At 70.9% G+C, this 16,959-nt stretch carries 13 protein-coding genes and 2 tRNA genes; 9 read left to right on the forward strand and 6 right to left on the reverse strand.

Annotation, left to right across the window (positions count from 1 at the left end; all coding sequences use genetic code 11):
• Window positions 1-17 precede the first annotated feature (17 nt).
• Window positions 18-2,714 (reverse strand): GNAT family N-acetyltransferase, encoded by a 2,697-nt coding sequence (locus U5K29_05025; protein MDZ7677892.1) that lies wholly within the window; start codon window positions 2,712-2,714, stop codon window positions 18-20.
• A 79-nt stretch (window positions 2,715-2,793) separates the two neighbouring features.
• On the opposite strand from U5K29_05025, the gene U5K29_05030 reads away from it, so the two are divergent.
• The 3 genes from U5K29_05030 to U5K29_05040 all read left to right on the forward strand — a co-directional run bounded on the left by U5K29_05030 (window position 2,794) and on the right by U5K29_05040 (window position 6,515).
• The gene (locus U5K29_05030) at window positions 2,794-4,479 is read left to right on the forward strand and encodes a DUF885 domain-containing protein (GenBank protein MDZ7677893.1); all 1,686 of its coding nucleotides are present in this window, start codon (window positions 2,794-2,796) and stop codon (window positions 4,477-4,479) included.
• An 86-nt stretch (window positions 4,480-4,565) separates the two neighbouring features.
• Window positions 4,566-5,747, forward strand: a complete 1,182-nt coding sequence (locus U5K29_05035; GenBank protein ID MDZ7677894.1) for an MFS transporter — start codon at window positions 4,566-4,568, stop codon at window positions 5,745-5,747.
• Between the two features lie 120 nt (window positions 5,748-5,867).
• A complete protein-coding gene (locus tag U5K29_05040) occupies window positions 5,868-6,515 on the forward strand; it encodes a PilZ domain-containing protein (protein MDZ7677895.1) in 648 nt (215 codons plus the stop codon).
• Between the two features lie 143 nt (window positions 6,516-6,658).
• On the opposite strand, the gene U5K29_05045 is transcribed toward U5K29_05040, so the two are convergent.
• Together U5K29_05045 and U5K29_05050 are read right to left on the reverse strand one after the other, a co-directional pair.
• Window positions 6,659-6,735: transfer RNA gene (locus U5K29_05045), tRNA-Val, on the reverse strand.
• A gap of 97 nt (window positions 6,736-6,832) precedes the next feature.
• Window positions 6,833-7,534, reverse strand: coding sequence for a hypothetical protein (locus U5K29_05050; GenBank protein ID MDZ7677896.1), 702 nt, complete (start codon window positions 7,532-7,534; stop codon window positions 6,833-6,835).
• A gap of 101 nt (window positions 7,535-7,635) precedes the next feature.
• On the opposite strand from U5K29_05050, the gene U5K29_05055 reads away from it, so the two are divergent.
• From U5K29_05055 to U5K29_05065, 3 genes are all read left to right on the forward strand, one after another.
• Window positions 7,636-8,019, forward strand: a complete 384-nt coding sequence (locus tag U5K29_05055) for a hypothetical protein (protein MDZ7677897.1) — start codon at window positions 7,636-7,638, stop codon at window positions 8,017-8,019.
• Window positions 8,020-8,065: 46 nt separating this feature from the next.
• Complete coding sequence (locus tag U5K29_05060) at window positions 8,066-8,851, forward strand: enoyl-CoA hydratase/isomerase family protein (protein ID MDZ7677898.1); 786 nt, start codon at window positions 8,066-8,068, stop codon at window positions 8,849-8,851.
• An 89-nt stretch (window positions 8,852-8,940) separates the two neighbouring features.
• Window positions 8,941-11,784, forward strand: coding sequence for an HAD-IC family P-type ATPase (locus U5K29_05065; protein ID MDZ7677899.1), 2,844 nt, complete (start codon window positions 8,941-8,943; stop codon window positions 11,782-11,784).
• On the opposite strand, the gene U5K29_05070 is transcribed toward U5K29_05065, so the two are convergent.
• Window positions 11,757-12,923: a cation:proton antiporter gene (locus U5K29_05070; protein ID MDZ7677900.1), complete on the reverse strand. Its 1,167-nt coding sequence runs from the start codon at window positions 12,921-12,923 to the stop codon at window positions 11,757-11,759. The two genes, U5K29_05065 and U5K29_05070, sit on opposite strands and share 28 nt — an antisense overlap.
• A 99-nt stretch (window positions 12,924-13,022) precedes the next feature.
• Window positions 13,023-13,100 (reverse strand) — tRNA-Cys (locus U5K29_05075).
• Between the two features lie 87 nt (window positions 13,101-13,187).
• Here U5K29_05075 and U5K29_05080 point away from each other — a divergent pair.
• Complete coding sequence (locus U5K29_05080) at window positions 13,188-13,889, forward strand: dienelactone hydrolase family protein (GenBank protein ID MDZ7677901.1); 702 nt, start codon at window positions 13,188-13,190, stop codon at window positions 13,887-13,889.
• 9 nt (window positions 13,890-13,898) lie between these two features.
• On the opposite strand, the gene U5K29_05085 is transcribed toward U5K29_05080, so the two are convergent.
• The gene (locus U5K29_05085) at window positions 13,899-14,600 is read right to left on the reverse strand and encodes a maleylpyruvate isomerase family mycothiol-dependent enzyme (GenBank protein MDZ7677902.1); all 702 of its coding nucleotides are present in this window, start codon (window positions 14,598-14,600) and stop codon (window positions 13,899-13,901) included.
• A 192-nt stretch (window positions 14,601-14,792) separates the two neighbouring features.
• On the opposite strand from U5K29_05085, the gene U5K29_05090 reads away from it, so the two are divergent.
• Both U5K29_05090 and U5K29_05095 read left to right on the forward strand, forming a co-directional pair.
• On the forward strand, window positions 14,793-16,079 hold the full coding sequence (locus U5K29_05090; GenBank protein ID MDZ7677903.1) for a hypothetical protein: 1,287 nt from the start codon (window positions 14,793-14,795) through the stop codon (window positions 16,077-16,079).
• A 10-nt stretch (window positions 16,080-16,089) separates the two neighbouring features.
• Complete coding sequence (locus U5K29_05095; protein ID MDZ7677904.1) at window positions 16,090-16,959, forward strand: glycosyltransferase; 870 nt, start codon at window positions 16,090-16,092, stop codon at window positions 16,957-16,959.

Below are 16,959 nucleotides of genomic sequence, written 5' to 3' on the forward strand. Positions count from 1 at the left end.
CGGATCGCGACCGGGTCTCAATCGTCGCCGAGACGACGTACGGGAAGCTCGTCGTCGTCCCAGGGAGCGACCCGTACCCGGGCGTCGGTGACCGCGACACCGTCGGGCGAGACGATGACCGGGTTGAGCAGCACCTCCGCCACCTCGGGCACCGCCTCGGTGAGGGCAGCGACGCGCATCAGCAACGACGTCAGCTGGTTGCGCTCGGGTGTGCCCGGCGGCAACAACGACGCCACGCGGGACCCGTTGATCAGCTGCTCGGCATCGTGGTCGGTGAGCGGCAGGAAGCGCAACGAGTCGAACCCGACCTGTTCGAGCACCACGCCCCCGAACCCGATCGACATGACCGCGCCGGTCCCCGGCGACTGCACCGCACGCACCGCGACGTCGGTGCCGGGCGGGACCATCGCCTGCACGATCGCGGGCCGCATGGCCCCGCCCAGCAACCCGACCATGCGGTCATAGGACTGCTGCACCTCGGACCGGGTGTGGAGATCGACGGCGAGCCCACCGGATTCGGTCTTGGCCAGGCGGGTGATCCCCGTCGCCTTGAGCACCACGGGGAAGCCGATCTCCTCGGCGGCATCGCCCGCGGCCTCGGCGGAATCGACGATCCGTTCGTCGACGATGTCGATCCCGAAGCTGGCCACGACCTCGGCCGAGCCCGGGGGGTCGAGCTCGGCACCGTCGGGCGTCGCGGCCAGGAACCCGTCGACGAGGTCGTGGGCACGGTCGGGGTCGACGCGGTCGAGGTCCGGGCGGCCACCTTCTGGTTCGGACAGCCACGCCCCGTAGCGGGTGACGCGCCCGAGCGCCCGCGCCGCTTCCTCGGGGAAGGCGAACACCGGGACCGCGAGGTCGCCGGCAACTCCGCCACGCCGCGGCGACGCCCCGAGGATGGTGGCGACCACCGGTTTGCGCGAGCCGTCGGCGGCAGCGGCGATCGCCTCGACCACCTCCTCGGTACGGGCCTCGAGAGGCGGCGCGTAGATGGTGATGACCGAATCGACCGCGTCGTCGGCGAGCACCGCGGCCAGCGCTGCCTGGAAGTGGTGGGGATCGGACTGGAAGGTGAGATCGAGCGGGTTGGCGGTGTTGGTGGCCATCGGGACCTGGCCCGCGATCGAGGCCTGGGTGGGCCCCGACAGCACCGCAACCTCGAGGCCTGCTCCGCGGCAGGCGTCGATCGCGAGGCGGGCGGGACCCGAGGAGTTCGACACCACCGCGACCCGTCTGCCGCCCGGAACCGGCTGGGTGAGCAGCAAGCGGGTGACGTCGAAGAGCAGATCGAGGGTCGAGACCCGGATGACCCCTGCCTGGGCGAGGAGGGCATCGAGGGTGGCCTCGGGTGGAAGATCGAGCTGACCTTCCGCACCGAGGCTCGAACCGCCGCTGGTGACGGTGATGATGGGCTTGACCCGTCCGACCCGACGGGCGATCCGGCTGAACTTGCGCAGGTTCCCGAACGACTCCATGTAGAGCAGCACCGCGTCGGTGCGCTCGTCTTGCTCCCAGTACTGCAAGAGATCGTTGGCGCTGACATCGGCCTTGTTGCCGAGCGAGACGAAGGTGGACACCTCCAGGCCCAACTCGCCCATGGTCTCGAGGATGGCGGTGCCGAGCGTGCCGGACTGCGACAGGAAGGCAACGCCTCCCGGTTCGGGCTCGACGGGAGCGAAGGTGGCGCGCAACGCCACGCGGGGAGCGGTGTTGATGACCCCCATGCAGTTCGGCCCGATGAGCCGCAGGCCGTGCCGCCGGGCCATCTCGACCAGCTGGCGCTGGGCGTCTGCGCCCTCGGGTCCGGTCTCGGCGAACCCCGCCGAGATGACGACCAGGCCCTGCACCCCCTTCTCGACGCAGCGTCCGACCACCTCGAGCACGTCGGGAGCCGGCACGGCGATGATGACCAGATCGACCTCGCCGGGAATGTCGAGCACGGTGGGATGGGTGCTGATGCTGGCGACGTGCGAGGCGTTGGCGTTGACCGGGTACACCGGCCCCTCGAACCCACCCGCCACGAGGTTGCGGACGATCTCGTGACCGAGTCCGCCTCGCTGTCGACCTGCGCCGACCACGGCGACAGACCGTGGAGCGAGCAGCCGCTCGATCGAGCGGGCCTCGGCTCTGCGTTCGCGCTCGTCGATCTTGAGCTGGGCCTCGGGTGTGGGTTCGATCCCGAGGCGGACCTCGATCACGCCTTCGTCGAAGCGGGTGCTGACCTGGAACCCGGCCTGTTTGAACACGCCCAGCATCTTGCGGTTCTGGGGAAGTGTCTGGGCGCTGAACTGGAAGATGCCCTGTTCGCGCGCAGTCGCGGCGAGGTACTCCAACAAGATGGTGGCCAGGCCCCTGCCCTGGTGGCGATCGTCGGTGAAGAACGCGACTTCGGCGTCGTCGCGGCTGGGATCGCGGTCGTAGCGGGCGACGCCGATGACCTCGTCGGCCAGGATGGCCACAAAGGCCATGCGATGGTGGTAGTCGACGGTGGTGAAGCGCTGAACATCCTTGTCGGACAGGCGAGGGCGGGGCGAGAAGTAGCGGAAGTAGATGCTCTCCGACGACTGTCGACTGTGGAAGGAGACCAACCGTTCGGCGTCGTCGGGCCGGATCGGACGGACATGAACCGTTGCCCCGTCGGCGAGGAGAACGTCGGCCTCCCACCGCTTGGGGTACCCCTCTGGGGCGTCGACGACCTCACCGGAACCAGCCATGAGGCGAGGCTAACGGGCGCCGCCTCGCTGCGGGTGTCCTACGCTCATGAGCGCCCCCACCGACGATCGAGGAGCTGGCATGAACCCGGAGCTGAACGCGGTCGCGTCCGACTACTGGGACTTCACGCTCGAGAGCTCGCCGACCTTCGCGACCTTGATCGGCGACCACCGCTTCGACGACCAGATCGAGGACTTCTCGGTCGAGGCCGAATCCCTCCAACGACTCAAGCTGGAGCGCTTTGCCGAGCGGCTCGACGGGCTCGACCACACCACGCTCGACCTCCAGGACGAGGTCACCGCCAAGATCATGGCCATCGAGGTGGCCAACTCGATCCGGTTGATCGACCTGGGCATCACCGAGCTGCGCAGCGACCAGATGGACGGGCCCCACGTCGGCGCCCTGATGGCCGCACCCCAGCTCGCGGCCGAGACACCCGAGCAGGCCGATGCCCTCCTCGGCCGGTTCTCCAAGCTTGCGGGCTCGCTCGACCAGGCGGCGCAACGCTTCCGGGGGGCGGTGGCCCGTGGCCGGCCCCCGGCCGCGCTCTGCATCGACCGGGCGATCCACAGCATCGACGGCTACCTGGCGTCGTCGCTCGACGACGACCTGTTCGTGAACCTACGCGGTCCGACCGGGTGGGACGGCGAGAGCATGTGGCGCGAACGGCTCCGTGGGATCGTCGCCGACTCGATCCGTCCCGGTTACCAACGCATGCGCGACATGCTCGCCCAGGAGCTCGCTCCGGTGGCCCGTCCCGACGACCGGGCGGGGCTGTGCTGGATCCAAGGGGGCGAGGAGATCTACGCCGCGCTCCTGGAGACCCACACATCGCTGCCGGTCACCCCCGACGAGCTGCACGAGTTCGGGATCGACGAGGCCGAACGCCAGCTACCAGCGGCCTACCGCCAGATCGGAGACCGGGTCTTCGCCACCACCGACCTGGCCACGATCTTCGAACGCCTCCGCACCGACCCCGAGCTGCGGTTCCGGTCCGAGGACGAGATCCTGGAGCTGGCCCACACCTCGCTCGACCGGGCGACCGACGCCATGGCGAGCTGGTTCGGCCGGCTCCCCCAGGCCTCCTGCCGGATCGAACCCGTGCCGGCGGTGCTGGCCGACGACGCTCCCGCTGCCTACTACTTCCCTCCGGCAGCCGACGGCAGCCGGCCCGGCACCTACTTCGTCAACCTCCGCAACCCCACCGAGCAGAGCAAGTTCGAGGCCGAGTCGATCGCCTTCCACGAAGCCATCCCCGGCCACCACCTCCAGCTGGCGATCGCATCCGAGCTCACCGACCTGCCGGCGTTCCGGCGGATGGGCTTCGGCAACACCGCCTACATCGAGGGCTGGGGACTCTACGCCGAGCGTCTGGCCGAGGACATGGGGCTCTACAGCGACGACGTCGCCCGCCTGGGGATGCTGGCCGCCGACTCGTGGCGATCGGGCCGTCTCGTCGTCGACACGGGGCTGCACGCCAAGGGCTGGAGCCGTCAGCAGGCCATCGACTACTTCTTGGCGAACTCACCGGTGGCGCCGGGTGAGATCGAGGTCGAGGTCGACCGCTACGTGGCCATCCCCGGCCAAGCGGTGGCCTACAAGGTCGGTCAGCGGGAGATCCTCGGGCTGCGCGACCGCGCACGCGCCGCGCTCGGCGACCGCTTCGACATCGCCGCCTTCCACGACGTGGTGTTGGGTTCGGGGGGCGTGGTGCTGCCCGTGCTGGCCGACCTGGTCGACCGGTGGATCGCCGACACGACCGAGTGACCGACCGCTCCCGGGCCGCGGGGCCAACCACCTCGGGATCCACCACGCCGGCGTCACCGGCAGCGGAGCCGACCCTCCGCTCGCTCGTGCTCACCGTGTACCTGCCGACCCTGCTGTTCGCGGTCGGCCAGGGAGCGGTCATCCCGGTCATCGCGCTCACCGCGGCGGATCTCGGCGCCTCGGCGGCGGTGGCCGGTGTGGCCGTCGCGGTGCGGGGCATCGGCACCGTGGCCTTCGACATCCCCGCCGGACGGCTGATCGAGCGCTTCGGCGAACGCCAGGCCATGGCCATCGGTACCGGCGTGCTGGTCGTCGCCCTCGCCGGTGCACTCGCCAGCACCACCGTGTGGCTGTTCTTCGCCTCGATCTTCGTCCTCGGTTGCGGATGGGCGATGTGGCTGCTGGCCCGACTCACCTACGTGAGCGAGGTGATGCCGTTCCACCTCCGGGGTCGGGCGCTGTCGACCCTCGGCGGGGTGAACCGGATCGGCAACTTCCTCGGACCCTTCATCGGGGCGGGCGCCATCGTGTGGCTCGACCTGGCCGGCGCCTACTGGGTTCACATCGTGCTGGCATCAGCGGGATGGCTGGTCCTGGCCGTGATCCGCGACCCGCACCGCTCCCCCACCCCGCCCGCCGGACATGCTCCTCCACCGGTCACCAGGATCGTGCGCGAGCACCACAAGGTGTTCCTGACCGCGGGGGTCGGTGCCACCTGCCTCAGCGTGCTGCGGGTGTCGCGCCACGCCATCATCCCGTTGTGGGGCGCCCACATCGGGCTGGACCCGGCAACCATCAGCGTGGTCTTCGGCATCAGCTCCGCCATGGACATGACCCTGTTCTATCCCGCGGGGATGGTGTCGGACCGCTACGGCCGCAAGGCGATCGCCGTGCCCTGCCTGAGCGTCCTGGCGGTGGGGTTCCTCCTCGTGCCGCTGACCTCGACGTTCTGGACCCTCGCCGGGGCAGGGCTGGTCATGGGCTTCGGCAACGGCATGGGCAGCGGGATCGTCATGACCCTCGGCGCCGACTTCTCCCCCGCCGTGGGCCGGGCCTCGTTCCTCGGGGTGTGGCGGCTGGTCTCCGACGCCGGGCAGGCGGGCGGACCGCTCATCGCAGCAGGCATCACCGCGCTGGCCGGGCTCGGCCCCGCCTCGCTGGCGATCGGGGTGCTCGGCATGGGAGGTGCCACCGTCTTTCTCCTCGCCATGCCCGAACCCGCGCACCAGGTTGCCACCATGGAGCCTCGGTCCGGATCGACAAGCTGACGGGGCACGAGCCGCGGCGACAGGCGTCGACCTGGAGCCGGCCGTGGCCTCGTCGTCTCATGAGACCCCGGACGGTGCCGATGGTGACCCGGGCGACCGACGCCCGATCCGAGCCTGCTCATGAGCCTGACGTTCCGACCCGACATGAAGGCCATCGTCCACGAGGTCGATGGCGAGCGCGTGACCCTCGCCGGCAGGACCATCGCCGGCTCGTCCGCCGCGCTCGTCGCCATGGTCGAGACCGGTCCCGGAGCGGAGCGACTCCGCGACGGAGCCCGGGTGCGCTGCAGCTACGTCGACCACTCGGGGGTGCACGAGTTCACCAGCACCGTCACCTCGGCCGAGGGGCTGGCGCTCAACCACCGACTCCTCCGAGTGACCGTCGCCCCACCCACCGAGGCCCAGCGCGTGCAACGCCGCGAGCACGTGCGGGTGAACCTCGAGCTTCCAGTGCTGGTCGAGACCGACGACGGCGAGATGCACGCCTGCCAGAGTGTCGACCTCGGCGCCGGCGGCATCGCGGTGCGGTGGCCTGCCGGCACCGAGGTCGTCGCGCCGGGCGAGATGGTCACCGTTCGGTTCCGCAGCGACCGCTTCGACCACTACCACCAGGCGATCGTCCTCGGCACGCACCAGTCGGGCAAGAACGCGGTGGCCCGTCTGCGGTTCGAGGGCATCACCCGCTCGGGCCAGGACCGGCTGGCCACTGTGGTGTTCACGGCCCAGCGCGAGGAGCGGCAACGCCAACGCGACCGCGGCTCGGTCTGAGGCCTGATTCAACCCTCGATCGCCCAGTAGGGCCCACCGGGATGGACCAGCAGCACCTCGAGGCCCACCGGATCCGCTCCGGCGCCACGCCGGTAGACGACCAAGCCTGCACTGTGGGCGGGCATGGGACCCCCATGGTCTTGTGGTGGGCGCAACAGGACTCGAACCTGTGACCCCTACCGTGTCGAGGTAGTGCTCTAGCCAACTGAGCTATGCGCCCTGGGACCGCTGCGGGGAGCGGCCAGGAACTGTGCAGCGTAGCAGCCCCCACGCCCGAGACTGACACCTGTCGGACCGTGCTGGCGCCTCGATCCGGGTCAGTGCGGCGACCCGACGCGGTAGGCCGCGGCACCGACGAGCACCACCAGCGCGCCGCCGACCACCACCGGCAGGCCGGGCCCGAAGGACAGCGCGACGCTGCCCCGGGTGAGGCGGTCGACCTCATCCATCGCCTGCCAGATCCGCACCGCCTCGACCCCGGCGAGGACGATCGTCGCCGACGACAACCCCACCAGCGCGGCACGCCATCCTCGGCTGTAGGACCCGGCCATGCAGCGCACCGAGATCGTCATCACCGTCACCGCCAGAAGCACCGCGTAGAACCCACCCCCCACCTGGCCACCGGCATCGCGCCAACCCAGCGCGGTCGAGCCACCGGCGGCCACCGAGCGGGTGGCCCAGGGCAGCAGCGAGCCGGCCATCATCACCGCGGCGCCGGCCAGCGCCAGCCAGGCTGCCGGCCGGTTCTGCAGCCCTGCGGGGCGGCCGAGGTACAGCTCGGCGTGGGAGTCGATCGCGCCCCCGACCCGCTGATGGGAACGGGAATCCGAAGGTGGCGATCCTCGGTCCGGGGTCTCGTCGTCGCGGCCGGCGGTGATGGTCGGCTCGGCGTCGGGGCGGGCGAGGACGGTGGCGCCGCGGTGGTCACGGACCAGGTGCTGGCTGGGCTTCAGCTCCGGCGGGTACCAGCGACCGTCGGTCGCCTGCCACCAGCCATGCCCTGGTTTCACATCGCTCATCGACCACCATCGTGGCCCACGGCCCGCCGTCGACTCCAGCAGGGCCGCGACCCCTGGCCGGGTTCGGTGTCGGACGGCTCGGCCTGGCACACTCTCGATGCGTGTCTGCCCACATCGACCACCGTCACCTGTCCCGGATCCTCGGCGTGAGCCGGGCGGCGCTCGGCGTTGCACTGCTGGTCGCCCCGCGCCTCACCGCTCGGGGCTGGGTCGGCGACCAGGCCACATCGGGCAGCGGAAAGGTGGCGCTGCGCGCGCTGGGGATCCGTGATGTGGCGATCGGCTACGGCACGGTGCACGCCATCGACTCGGGCGACCCCAACCTCCGCCAGTGGGTGACCCTCGCCGGTCTCTGCGACCTCACCGACGCGACCGCCACGGTGCTGGCGTTCCACCGACTTCCGAAACGTGGCCGGTTCCTGGCCCTGACGATGGCCGCGGCTGCCGCCGCGGTCGCGTTCGTGGCCCGCGACCGGCTCGAGTGAACCCCCGCTTGCGATCCACCGCCCCCGCCACCGTCGGAGGACAACGATGACCATCGGTATCGAGATCGTCGACCACGTCGCCGTGATCGAGATGCAGGACCCGCCGCACAACTTCTTGTCCATCGATCAGGTGGGCGGCGTCGCCGAGGCGCTCGAGTCCTTCGACGACGATCCTCAGGTTCGGGCCGCGGTGCTGTGCGCGCAGGGCCGCTCGTTCTGCGCCGGCGCGAACTTCGGCGGTGACGACGGGCCACTCGGGGGCGCAAGCCGCGGCGAGCCCGTCGGCGGCGATGCGACGCTGGCGCTGTACCAGTCCGCTGCCCGGCTGTGCGAGGTGTCGACGCCGTTCATCGCCGCCGTGCAGGGACCGGCCATCGGTGGGGGCCTCGGTCTGGCGATGACCGCGACCATGCGCATCGCGGCGCCCGAAGCCCGGTTCTCGGCCAACTTCGCCGCCCTCGGGATCCACCAGGGGTTCGGTCTGTCGGTCCTGTTGCCCGAGATCCTGGGCCCCACCCGCGCCGCCGAGGTGCTGCTCACCGCCAAGCGCTACAACGGCGAGGAGGCGATGGCCATCGGCCTGGCCGACCGCTGCGTGCCACTCGAGCAGCTGCGCGACGAAGCGATCCGGACGGCCGCGGAGATCGCGGTCAACGCACCGTTGGCCATCCGAGCGATCAACACGACGTTGCGCTCGGGGCTGGGCGACCGCGTCCGCGCGGCGACCCGCCACGAGGCCGAGCAGCAGCTGGCGCTCTCCTCCACCGCCGACGCCGCCGAGGGGATCCGCGCGGTGAGCGAGCGTCGTCCCGGCCACTTCACCGGAACCTGAACCACGGGGTGAACCGACCTCCGGGCTTGGGCGAGGGTGAGCAGGGGTAGGCCCGAGGAACGGTCAGTTCCCGGCAGCAAGGAGGGTCGATGGCCTCCCAGATCGACGACGAGGCCACCGACACCCGACCCTGGTACCGCACCAGCCCCGACGAGACGCTGGAGCGGCTCGATACCGAGGCAGTGGGGCTCTCCGACGACGAGGCAGAGCAGCGCCGTGGCGACCACGGTCCCAACCGCATCCAGGAGCAGGAGACGATCAGCGCCTGGCGGGTACTAATCGACCAGCTCCTCGACCCGCTGATCTACGTGCTGCTGGGAGCGCTGGTGGTCACCGTGGCGGTGCAGACCTACGCCGATGCCATCGTCGTGGGGATCGTGCTGGTCATCAACACCACGATCGGGTTCGTTCAGGAGTACCGAGCCCAGACCGCGGTGCAGTCCTTGATGAAGATGGTGTCGCCCAAGGCCACGGCGCGCCGCGGGGGACACGAGCGCGAGGTCGATGCGGAAGCGCTCGTGCCGGGCGATGTCCTCGTGCTCCGCCAGGGCGAGGTCGTCGCGGCCGACCTCCGCCTGTTGGAAGCGACGAGCCTGCGGGTCGACGAGTCGGCACTGACCGGCGAGTCGGTGCCGGCGGACAAGCAGATCGACGCGCCGGAAGAGGAGGACCTCCCACCGGCCGACCAGAAGAACATGGCCTTCATGGGCACCGCGGTCACCGCGGGCGAGGCGCTCGGAGTCGTGGTGCGCACCGGCACCGACACCGAGATCGGCAAGATCTCCGAGCAGGTCCAGGAGGCCAGCGGGACCGAGACCCCGCTCGAGGCGCGCATCGACCGGCTCGCCAAGTGGATCACCGTGGGGGTGCTCGGTGTGACGGTCGTGACCTTCGTCCTCGGGCTCCTGCTCGGACGCGACGTGGTCGACATGTTGCTGTTGGCGGTGGCGCTGGCGGTGTCGGCCATCCCCGCGGGGTTGCCGGTGGTGGTGACCGTCGCCCTCGCCATCGGGGTGAGCCGCATGGCACGCCGACACGCCCTGATCCGACGCCTCCCGGCGGTCGACACCCTGGGGAGCACCACCACCATCATCTCGGACAAGACCGGGACCCTGACCGAGAACCGCATGACCGTCCAGGCGGTGGTGAGCGGCGGCGAGCGCTTCGACGTCGAGGGTGGAGAGGGCGGCCGGCGGACGCTGAGCCACCGCGACGGGGCGGTCAGCCTCGACGAGGAACCGGCGCTGTACGAGACCCTGCTCGTCGGACTGCTGTGCAACGACGCGACACTTCGCGACGACGGCGACGGCGACGGCGGCGACGATGACCACGCTCTGGCCACCGGTGATCCGATGGAGGTGGCGCTGTTGACGGTGGCCCGCGCGGCCGGCCTGGACCGGGATGAACTGCTCCAGCGCCACCCGCAGCGAGCCAAGGTTCCCTTCCAGACCGAACGCCGGTACATGGCCACAATCCACGACGGCCCCGAGGGAGCGGGCGAGGCTCCGCTCGTGCTGGTCAAGGGGGCACCCGAGCGCATCGCCGAGATGTGTGACCGGCAGCGCACCCGCGACGGCGACGAGCAGCCGGTCGACGCCGATCAGATCATCGACACCAGCGAACAGCTGGCGTCGCAGGGTCTTCGAGTCCTGGCCATGGCGGTCGGCCACGGCGAGGAGGCCGCCGAGGCGATCCGGGGTGACGAACCCGACGCGCTGGTCTTCGTCGGGCTGCAGGGACTCCTCGATCCCCCACGTGACAGCGCGGTCGGCGCCGTGGACCGGTGCCACGACTCGGGCATCCGGGTGGTGATGGTGACCGGCGACCACGCCACCACCGCCGCGGCGATCGCTCGACAGATCCACCTCGACCGCCCGGCGGCACGGCCCGGCGAGGCCGAGGCGGTGACCGCCGGCGAGACCGACGCGGACAGCATCGACGTGCGGACCGGCCAGGACCTGGCTGCGTTGTCCGACGACGAGGTCGACGACGCGCTGGCGCGGATCAACGTCTTCGCCCGGGTGGCACCGGCTCAGAAGCTGCGACTGGTCGACCGCCTCAAATCCCAAGACGAGATCGTGGCGGTCACCGGCGACGGCGTGAACGACGCCCCGGCACTGCAGTCGGCTCATCTCGGGGTCGCCATGGGAAGCGGCACCGACGTGGCCAAGGAAGCCAGCGACATGGTCATCACCGACGACGACTTCGCCAGCGTCTACGCCGCGGTCGAGGAGGGTCGAACGGCATTCCGCAACATCAGGATGGCCACCTTCTTCCTCCTGAGCAGCGGCGTCGCCGAGGTGCTGCTGATCCTCGCCACGCTGGCGTTGGACTGGCCCCTGCCGCTGCTCCCGGCCCAGATCCTGTGGCTGAACGTGGTGACCAACGGCATCGCCGACGTGGCCCTCGCCTTCGAACCCGGGGAGCCGGCCCTGTTCCGACGAGCCCCGCGACCGACGGGGGAAGGGGTCCTCGACCGTCGGCTGGTGGAACGCCTGGTGGTGGTGGGCATGTGGCTCGCCGCCGGTGGCCTCGCCGTCTTCTACTGGCAGTGGGAGGTGCAGGGCGCAAGCCTGGTCGCCACCCAGACGACCCTGTTGACCACCCTGGTGCTGTTCGAGAAGGTCCACGTGTTCAACTGCCGCAGCGAGGACGTCTCGGTGTTCTCGAAGAGCCTGCTGGCCAACAAGGTGCTGCTCGGAGGCGTGCTCGCATCGTTGAGCGTGCACGTGGCCGCCCTCTACCTGCCGTGGACCCAGCAGCTCCTGCGCGTGGAGCCCCTCACCGCCACGTCGTGGCTGGTCGCCGTCGGGTTCGCCTTCACCGCGGTCCTCGTGAACGAGGGCCACAAGCGGCTGCGACCGCGGGTCGAGCAACCCAGGGTCGGAACCTCCGACGGGACCCCTCAGTCGTCGACGTGGTCGAGCGCGTAGGCGGTCAGCGCCGGTCCCACGATCGCGAACAGGACCGTGCTCGTCACGACCACAGCCATGATCCGAGGCCCCGCATCGGGCAGCTCCTCCGCCGCCAGCAGCGCGAGTCCGAGCGCGACCCCGGCCTGGGGCAACAGCGAGGTGCCGAACCACGGCCAGACCTTGCGAGGCGCAGCGACCACGCGCGCCGCGAAGTAGCCCCCCGTGACCTTGCCCACCACGCGAAACCCGACGTACGCGACTCCGAGCGCGCCGGCCGCCACCAGACCCGAGATGCGGAACTGCGCCCCGGCGAGGACGAAGAACACGACCATGAACGGCCACTCGATGGCCTCGATCTCCCGGAACGGCCGTTCGTGGTGGCTCGCGAGGTTGGCGACCAGGGCACCGAGCACCACCGCCGTCAGGAGGAACGAGACACCGATCCACTCGGCGAGGCCGGCGGACACGAGCACGATGCCCAGCGCCTCCTCCCGCGTCGGCTCGCCCGGTTCGAGCCGTCCGGTCAGATACGCCATCGGGGCAGCGAGGACCAGCGCAAGGAGGACGGCTCCGCCGATCTCCCACGCTGCAGTGCCGAGCAGCGCGACCTGCCCGTCGGTGCCCGCCAGGACGCCTGCACCCGACAGCAGGAGCGAGAACAGCACGATGGTGATGACGTCGTCGAGGGCGACCACCCCGAGGATCGTTCGCGAGAGCCAACCCTCCGAGCCCCGGTCCTGAACGATGGCAACGGTCGACGCCGGAGCGGTGGCGGCGGCGATCCCCGCCAGGGGCAGGGCGACGACCGGGTCGAAGCCCACCACCAGCAGACCAACGACCATGAGCGCCGCCGTCGCCACCGCCTGGATCGTCGCGACCGCGACCACCTGGCTTCCGTACTTGCGGAGGCGCTCGTGGGTGAACTCACCGCCCACCAGGAACCCGATCATGGTCAAGGCGATGGTGGAGACGATCGGGAACCACTCGTCCTGTTGGGGAGGGAGCAGATCGAGCGCACCGGGGCCGACGACGACACCGAGCAGCACCAGCAACGTGATTCGGGGCAGCGGGATCCACCGGCTCGCCACGTCGGTGGCGACCCCGGCGAGGAGCAACCCCCCGACTGTGACGAAGACGATGAGGGTGTCGGGTTCCATCGGGCACCACTCTCGCCCACCGAACGCCAGCGCGCACCCGACCCCGGCTTGCACGCGATCCGGACCGGTCGCGTGGACGACCGGTCCGGATGGGTTGCGTGGAGCGCCGGGTCGGATTTGAACCGACGACTGTACGGCTTTGCAGGCCGTTCCCTTGGGCCGCTCGGGCACCGGCGCCTGTCCCGACTGCTGCCGGGAACGTCGAGTCTAGGCCACCCTCGACGTCGGACACACCGCCACCCGCCGACCGGCCATGATGGCCACATGCCCGACGAGACCGAACCCAGCCAAGCACCCGGACCACTCGCCGCGCTCGGAGTCCTCGCAGGGGCCGAGGTGGCGGTGACCGACCAGCTCGACCACCTCGAGATGTACACGCGCGAGGGCCTGCTCACCCTCCTCTGGCACGGCGAGGCCGACCACCAGCAGGTGGTGCTGATGGTCGGCGGCGGGATGGGCGGGCTGCTGGGTCCCGGCCAGGGCCTTTACCACACCCTCGGAGCAGAGCTGGCCGACGCCGGGGTGGGGGCCATCCGGGTGGGCTACCGGGTTCCCAACGACATCGACCGGTGCGTCCATGACACCCTCGCCGCGGCCGAGCTGGCCGCCCGGCGTGGTGCCCGATCCTTCGTGGTCATGGGTCACTCGTTCGGGGGCGCAGTGGCGATCCAAGCCGGCGCCGCCCTGGGCGAGCTGGCTGCGGGGGTCGTCACCTTCGCCACCCAGACCGGCGGGGCCGAGGCGGCCGAGCACCTCCAGTGCCCGCTGCTGCTGTTCCACGGGGATCGCGACGAGCTGTTGCCCCACATGGCCAGCGAGATGGTGCAGATGATCTCCGACGGGGAGCTCGTCATCCTCGCCGGCGCGGGGCACACCCTCGGCGAGGCCGAGGACGAGATCCACCAACGGCTCCGCACGTGGATCCCCGAGCGCTTCGCCGAGCACGAACCACCCGCAGCGATCTGAGGGCCACGCTCAGAGCCAGGGTTCCAGCGGGGGCAGCTCCGAAGGAGGCTCGAGCCGTCCGGACAGCCAACCCAGCACCCACCGACGGCTACCGCTCACCACGACGACCTCGCCGTCGCCGACGGTGACCACGTCGGGCGCGTCCTCGAAGTCGATCCGCAGCGCCACACCCTCGGGGAGCCGGCTGGGCAGCGCCGCCAGGGTCTCGGCGAGCTCGCGCTCCACGTAGGCCTCGGACCAGTCGCCCACCCGGAAGCTCGACCGGCCCAGGTCGACGTGGTGCATCTCGACCTCACGCCAGCGGCGGAACGGAAGCTCCACCACCGGGCGAGGCCCGGACATCGCCATGCCGACCCCGTCGCTCCAGGCCTCGGGACCGAGCCGGGCGAACGCGGAGGTGAGATCCTCGATCGACCGGCGCAGATCCTCGACCATCTCCGCCGCCGGACGGGTGGCACCCGCCTCGATGTCGGCGGCCCGCTGGTCGGCTCCCCCCGGGTACTGGTGGGCGACCTCACCGCGGGTCGCGGCCATCGCCATGCGGATGAACCCGTCGGCGTTGCGGGTGAGGTGGGTGACCACGTGTCCGACCGTCCAGCCGGGAAGCAGACTTGGTGCTGCGGCCTCGGTATCGGACAGGTCGGCGAGGTCGTCGAGGAGCCGGGCTTCGGCCGCGGCCAGCCCAGCGAGGTCGTCGCGCGGTACCGACATGGGGATCAGGGTACGGCAAAGACGGTGAAGTGCACCGAGGCGGCGCGCCGTTCGCCGACCCGGGCTCAGTCGATGTCTCCCTTGTCCCACCACGCCAGCTCCAGCACCTAACCTCGAGGGGTGCTCATGAGGCCGACCCGACACGAGGCCGTGGCCCCGCCTGGTGCCAACACGACATCGGGCTCAGGCGCGATGCGAGCATCGGTCGCCGCGAGCATGGCAGGCAAGGCGGCAGAGATGGTGACGCTGCTCGTCCTGGCCGTCGTCGTGCCCCGGGTGCTGGGAGCACAGGACTTCGGGGCGTTCTCGGTGCCTCTGACGGTGGTGACGCTCGGCTCGCTCGCGCTGACCCTAGGCGGGCCCACGGTGATGGCCCGCTACGTACCGGCCTCATCGCCCGAGGAGCGGGTCGCGGTCGCTCGAGCGATCGGGGCGCGGCTGGCTCGCGGCCGTGCACTGCAGGTCGGATTCGTCGGTGTGGTCGCCGTGCTCCTGGTCGCGGCGCGCCCCGACACGTTCCCGGCCCTCGAGACCGGGTTCGTCGTCGCGGCTCTGGCGCTCAACGTGGTCGCCACTCTGGCGCTCCAGATGGGTCTCGGGCTCGGCCGGACCGGAGCCTGGAGCATGCGGTATCCCTTGCAGAACGTGGTCCTGATCACCGCGGTGCTCCTCCTGCACCCCGCTGGCCGCGTCGGCAGCATCGGAGCGATCCTGGTGGCCGCCGGGGTCGCGGCCGTGTTCGCTGTGTTCATGGTGGCGCCCTTCCTGCGGGCTCCAGCACCACAGGTCCCCGTGCCCGACGGCGTCATCCGCTTCGGTGTGCTCCACGCCACTGGCGCTGCGCTCGTCCAGGTATCCCAACGCGGCGGCGTGCTGGTGGTCGCAGTGCTCACCGGCTCGGCGGCCGAGACCGGCTACGTGGCGCTGGCCACGGGCATCGCGCTCGGTGTGACCTACGCCGTGCTCCAGGCCTTCACCGTCTCGCTGCCCCATCTGGCTGATGCGTCGCCAGACGGGGCGGTGATCACCCGCGCACCGGAGGAGATCCTGCGTCGCCTCGGTGGCGGCCTTCTCGCCGTCTTGATACCTGCCACCGCGGCAGTCGCGCTGCTGCTCGACGAGCTGGTCCCACGTGTCTTCGGCTCCGACTACCTCGGCTCGATCGACGCGTTCGGACCTGCGCTCGCCCTGATCGTCCTCGCCCCACTCAATGCCGTGGCCGTGCAGGCCGGCGCACTTCGGCTCCGTCCCGAGGCCGCGGCCCGAGCCGGCGGGGCGTCAGCGATCGTGTTCGCGGTCGTGGCGGTGGTTGCCGTGCCCCATTGGGGCGCCGCTGGTGGCACCACCGCCGCGTTGGCAGGCGCCGCAGCCACCGCTGTAGCTGGGATCGTCCAGCTCCCTGGTGCGTTCGGGTCCCGTCTGGTCGTCGCGTCCTTCGCCGGCGCCGGTCTTGTCCTGGCCCTCGCCGCGCTGTCGTGAGGGCTCGCTCGTGAACCCGGCATCGCCACTGCGGGCCACGGTCGTCGTTCCGAGCAGGGACCGACCCGAACCCTTGGCGGCATGCCTCGCCGCACTCGCTCTCCAGCGGGAGACGGCGTTCGAGGTGGTGGTGGTCGATGACGCCTCCCTGGATGCGGACGCGGTGGCCGATGCGGTGGCCGATGCGGTGGCCGATCGCGGCCGGGTCCGGCTCGTCCGTGGCGAAGGCGCAGGACCGGCAGCGGCGCGGAACCTCGGGGCGGCCCTCGCCCGGGCCGATGTGGTCTGCTTCACCGACGACGACTGTCGGCCCGGGCCGGACTGGGTCGGTGCGCTCGTTACACGGATCGCAAACGGGGCCTCCGCCGTCGCCGGCCCGACCAGAAACGGTCGGCCCGACGACGTGTTCGCGGCCGCATCCCAGCTGATCACCAACCACCTCGCCGAGGTGTCGCGCCATGACGATGGTCCACCGTTCGCCCCCACGAGCAACCTGGCAGTCCGGGCCGAGCTGTTCGCCAAGTTGGCCTTCGACGAGACCTACCCCCTCGCCGCCGGAGAGGATCGCGACTGGTGCGAACGTCTCGCTCGCGCCGGCCACCGACTCGCCTTCGAACCCGATGCCTGGGTCGCCCACCACCAGGAGCTGTCAGCTCGACGGTTCTGGCGCCAGCAGGAGCGCTATGGGCGGGGCGCGCACCGGTTGCGTTCGGGTCACGGTGGTGACCTCCGTCCGGTCGGGTTCTACCTCGGCCTGCTCCGATCCGGCTTCGCCGCCGGCCCACGAGTGGGCACGTTGGTCGTGGTGGCCCAGCTGGCGACCTGTGCCGGTGTGATCCGCGAGGTCGTGGCCGACCGCCGACGGGATCGGGAGCGCTGA

The organism is Acidimicrobiales bacterium (assembly GCA_034521975.1).
Classification (GTDB): Bacteria; Actinomycetota; Acidimicrobiia; order Acidimicrobiales; family SKKL01; genus SKKL01.